Source organism: Blastocatellia bacterium (genome assembly GCA_025054955.1).
Classification (GTDB): domain Bacteria; phylum Acidobacteriota; class Blastocatellia; order HR10; family J050; genus JANWZE01.
The window spans coordinates 1-4,119 of the sequence record JANWZE010000120.1 but is presented as its reverse complement, the minus strand read 5'-3'; the positions used below and the strand labels follow the sequence as shown (position 1 = coordinate 4,119).

Sequence of the window (4,119 nt, the reverse complement as noted above, 5' to 3'; positions counted from 1 at the left end):
TCTCATCACTGGGTTAGTGACGGCAGCAGGCGGAGCCTGGAATGCAAGTATTGTGGCCGAATACTTCCACTTCAAGGGTCAGATTCTTTCGACCACAGGCCTGGGAGCAACGATTAGCCACGCCACCGATGCCGGGAATTTTGACCTGCTGCTAGTGGCCACGGTCGTCATGGCGGCGATGGTGGTGACGACGAACCGCCTGGTATGGCGACGGCTTTATCGCTTAGCCGAAACGCGCTTCAAGCTGGAGGCATGAGAGCCTTGCCATTGGTCATTTGGTACTTGTCATTTGCAAACGACCAATGACTAATGACAACATGTGGAACTTCAATCATACATTGCTGGAAATTGCGTTGCGCACGACGATTATTTACGTCGTCGTGCTACTGGGCATTCGGCTTACGGGCAAGCGGGAAGTCGGACAGATGACGCCGTTCGATTTGGTCTTACTGCTACTGCTGGCGAATGCGGTGCAGAACGCCATGACCGGGCCGGATACGTCCGTCACCGGTGGGTTGGTGGCGGCGGTGACGCTCTTGGCCGTGAACGCCGTGGTGACTCGCATGGTGTGGCGGTACAAAAAAGTCCGACGATTGGTTGAGGGAACCCCCACCCTGCTTATTCACCAAGGAAAAATTTTAAGCGAGAATCTGGCCAAAGAAAGAGTGACCGAGGAAACATTGCGCCAGGCTTTGCGAGAGCATGGTATTGCCAGCGTAACCGAAGTAGCGCTCGCCGTGCTCGAAGTTGACGGGTCCATCAGCGTCTTGAAGAACGATGAGATGCCAGCCATCTCGCACCCGTATCACCGGATTCGATTTCTCAAGAGAAAATCATCGTGAGAGTAGGTAGTAACATGCTGATGGACCCAATCATTCACCGGCTGTTGCGCTATCACTATTTGAGGATATTCTCGTTGCTGAAGCTTGGGATGCTCGGCGTCCCGATGCCGATCCTTTCAGCAATCGCCCATGAGCGGAGGCTCGCTGAAAGGGCACCAGGTCGGGTGAAAATGCATGTGTTCGTTGTCTGGGTCGCTCTGCTTTTCGTAGTGCCTGTTGCCGTTTCTCCTGCCCAACAAACACCGCCGCCTCAGCCGACTCCAACTCCGCCCGCTGCTGAGCAAACAAACACGGCTCAAGAGGAGACCATTCTCAAGCCAAGACGGCCGAGTGTGTCGCGTCCGGCTGAATTTCAGGGTTCAGGCGTGCTGCAACTTGAGTACGGTTATGACGGCAGTTTTCGGTCGAAAGATTTGCAGGCGGCTCAAACAGGATCGCTGACCTTGAGTTTTGCTGTGAGCCAGCGACTGCAGTTGGAATTTGATCTGGATACCGTGACGTCGCAAACCGACCGAGCAGGGACGCAAGTGACTGGCATTGGCGACGCACATGTGGGTTTTCAGGTTACTATGTTTCGAGATACAAAGCGGCACCCATCACTCGCTTTTGCCTACTTGGTGAAGCTGCCGTGGGCGAGCGAGGTGGAGGGACTCGGCAGCGGTCGTGTTGACCATAAAATCATTGGTCTGACCAGCGAGAAAGTGGGTGCCACCGATCTCGACTTCAACCTAGCATTGCTTGTGAACGGGCGCGAGCGGAAAGGTGGGTTTTCCACCGGCGGGCAATTCGCGCTCGGTTTGACTTATGGTCTTCCACGTGGCTTTGGCATTCAGGGTGAACTCTCTGGTCAAAGCCTCGACACCGATCAGCCACAAGGCATCTTTGCTCTTGGAGCCTTGACCTATCAAGCGAACCCGCGAGTGATTTTCGATGTTGGCATGCGCTTCGGACTCAACCCAAATGCTCCGCGCATCGGCGTTTTTGCTGGCGTCACTTTCGGTGTTGCAAGCTTCTATAAGAAACGCAAATAGGGAGCCACTGCTCTACGGAAGACGGCGATACTCTTTCCACCCTGAAAATGAGCCTCGAACTAGGAGCTGGCTGGCGCTTCTTTTGTGCTTGTGGCGATTTTGCCTGGAGCCTACAAATCTGCCCCACATGTGAGAGCCTGTGCTCCCTCTCGGGAAACAACCTAATTCACGACGCGCGAACGATCTAGGCTCACGCGCCCTCGCTCCCACTTCAGCGGCACAGCTTTTGCACCCTCTTCCCTGGAATCGAGTAAGAGATAGACAGATGGTATGAACACTCTGGAATTCACGGTGCTAGTTGGGCTCGGTTCGCTCGGGGCCGGGTTTTTGGGATCCTTAACTGGGCTGGGCGGTGGCGTGGTGCTCGTGCCGCTCCTGGCGCTGGCGTTTGGAGTAGATATTCGATATGCCATCGGGGCATCGCTCATCTCGGTGATCGCCACCTCGTCAGGCGCGGCAGCAGCTTACGTCAAGGAAGGCTACTCCAACATCCGAATCGGAATGTTTTTGGAGATGGCCACTGCCTTTGGCGCACTTGTCGGCGCTTCTGTGGCGACGCGAGTTTCCACGGCAGCAATTGCCGTCATCTTCGGCGTTGTGCTGCTCTACTCAGCTTACCTGTCGAATCGGTCCCCGCGCGAGCGCCAGAGCGATGATCAACCTGATCCGCTGGCCACGCTTCTGAAGATGGACGCCAGTTATCCAACACCCGACGGCCCACGTCCTTACCATGTCCACGCCGTTCCGGCAGGATTCAGCCTGATGTTCGTTGCGGGCGCGCTGTCAGGATTGCTGGGTATCGGATCAGGGGCCGTCAAGGTTCTGGCGATGGATCAGGCCATGCACATTCCGTTCAAAGTCTCCACCACTACCAGCAACTTTATGATCGGCGTCACGGCGGCAGCCAGCGCCGGAGTCTATCTGAGCCGAGGGTACATTGATCCCGGCCTAGCGATGCCGGTCATGCTGGGGGTACTCGTGGGCGCGCTCCTCGGCGCTCGCATCCTGATTCGCACTCAAACCCGGCTCTTGCGAGTGATCTTTGGCCTGATCATCGCGGCGCTTGCCATTGAGATGATTTATAACGGATTGACGGGAAGGCTCTGAGATGATGCACTTGAAGCACAATTGGACGGATGAGCAGATTGAGCAGATCGTCGGCAATCTCTTAAGAATCGGCGTCATGGCCGCTGCCGTTGTGGTGTTGGTGGGTGGGATCTTGTATTTAATCCATTCCGGCACGACGATGCCCAATTATCGAGTGTTCCACGGCGAGCCGTCGGACTTGCGGAGCCTGTCCGGGATTGCGGGAGATGCGTTTTCACGGCGGCCGCAGGGTTTGATCCAGTTTGGTCTGTTGCTGCTGATCGCAACGCCCGTGGCGCGTGTGGCGCTCTCCGTTTTCGCGTTCGCGCTCCAGCGTGATCGCACGTATGTGCTGGTGACGCTGATTGTGCTGGCGCTGCTCATGTATAGCCTCACCGGCGGGCGACTATGACGGCGTAGTGGTTCGTGTGGCAGAGAAGGAGTGCTGGCCGAATGCAAGAAAAATCCTTAGTGATTGCGAGCCGATCGCGGAAGTCATTGGGAGCGCCCGTTTCCGGTGGGGCCGGGTTTTACTGCTGAGCAGCATATCGGGGAATCGCCCATGTGCAACAGCACGCCACGAACGATGAAAATACACAATTCTTTCGTGAGCTTCGTGTGTTTCGTGGGCTATTTTCAGAGGAGATAGAATGAAAAGGACGCGATCCATCGGGATTTGGATAGTAGCCGTCATCACGCTGGGCAGCGGGTTGCTCAATCTCTATTCCGTCATGGGCGGCCCCGACCCCCAGGCCCACCGTACGCTCCTGCATGACGTCTTCCCGTTGGAATTCCTTCATCTGTCGCGCTCGCTGACCGTATTGATCGGGTTTGCCCTGATCATCTCATCTCTGAACATCTACAAGCGGAAAAAGCGCGCATGGCTCATCGTCCTCCTCCTCTCGTGCGCATCGGTCATTTTCCACCTCACCAAAGGCCTGGATTATGGGCAGGCGCTCCTGTCCGCCGCATTGGTCGTGGTGTTGATCCTCACCCGTCGCCATTTCACGGTGAAGAGCAGCATTCCGGATTTTCGCTCGGGACTCCTTCGCATGGGCATCGCCGTTCTGGTCGCATTGGGCTATGGAGTGGCGGGGTTCTGGCTGCTGGATCAGAGAGAGTTCGGTATCAACTTCACCCTAGGCGATTCCATCCGGCGA

General features: G+C 56.3%; 6 protein-coding genes. All 6 read left to right on the top strand.

The annotated features are described in order from the left end of the window. On the top strand, positions 1–256 hold a 256-nt coding region (locus tag NZ823_15260), incomplete at its 5' end, for an ABC transporter permease (protein ID MCS6806488.1). 46 nt (positions 257–302) lie between these two features. After that, complete coding sequence (locus NZ823_15255; GenBank protein MCS6806487.1) at positions 303–842, top strand: DUF421 domain-containing protein; 540 nt, start codon at positions 303–305, stop codon at positions 840–842. Then, complete coding sequence (locus tag NZ823_15250) at positions 839–1,873, top strand: transporter (GenBank protein MCS6806486.1); 1,035 nt, start codon at positions 839–841, stop codon at positions 1,871–1,873. The genes NZ823_15255 and NZ823_15250 overlap by 4 nt, the downstream gene beginning before the upstream one ends. A gap of 270 nt (positions 1,874–2,143) precedes the next feature. After that, entirely contained in the window at positions 2,144–2,980 is an 837-nt protein-coding gene (locus NZ823_15245; protein ID MCS6806485.1) for a sulfite exporter TauE/SafE family protein, read from the top strand. Between the two features lies 1 nt (position 2,981). Further along, positions 2,982–3,371, top strand: coding sequence for a DUF1634 domain-containing protein (locus NZ823_15240; protein ID MCS6806484.1), 390 nt, complete (start codon positions 2,982–2,984; stop codon positions 3,369–3,371). 238 nt (positions 3,372–3,609) lie between these two features. After that, the coding region (locus NZ823_15235; GenBank protein ID MCS6806483.1) for a hypothetical protein at positions 3,610–4,119 on the top strand (510 nt) is incomplete at its 3' end.

Bases quoted from the DNA above. Each gene is read 5' to 3' on its own strand.
- NZ823_15255 (MCS6806487.1), top strand. From the start codon at position 303: ATGACTAATGACAACATGTGGAACTTCAATCATACATTGCTGGAAATT.
- NZ823_15245 (MCS6806485.1), top strand. From the start codon at position 2,144: ATGAACACTCTGGAATTCACGGTGCTAGTTGGGCTCGGTTCGCTCGGG.
- NZ823_15240 (MCS6806484.1), top strand. From the start codon at position 2,982: ATGATGCACTTGAAGCACAATTGGACGGATGAGCAGATTGAGCAGATC.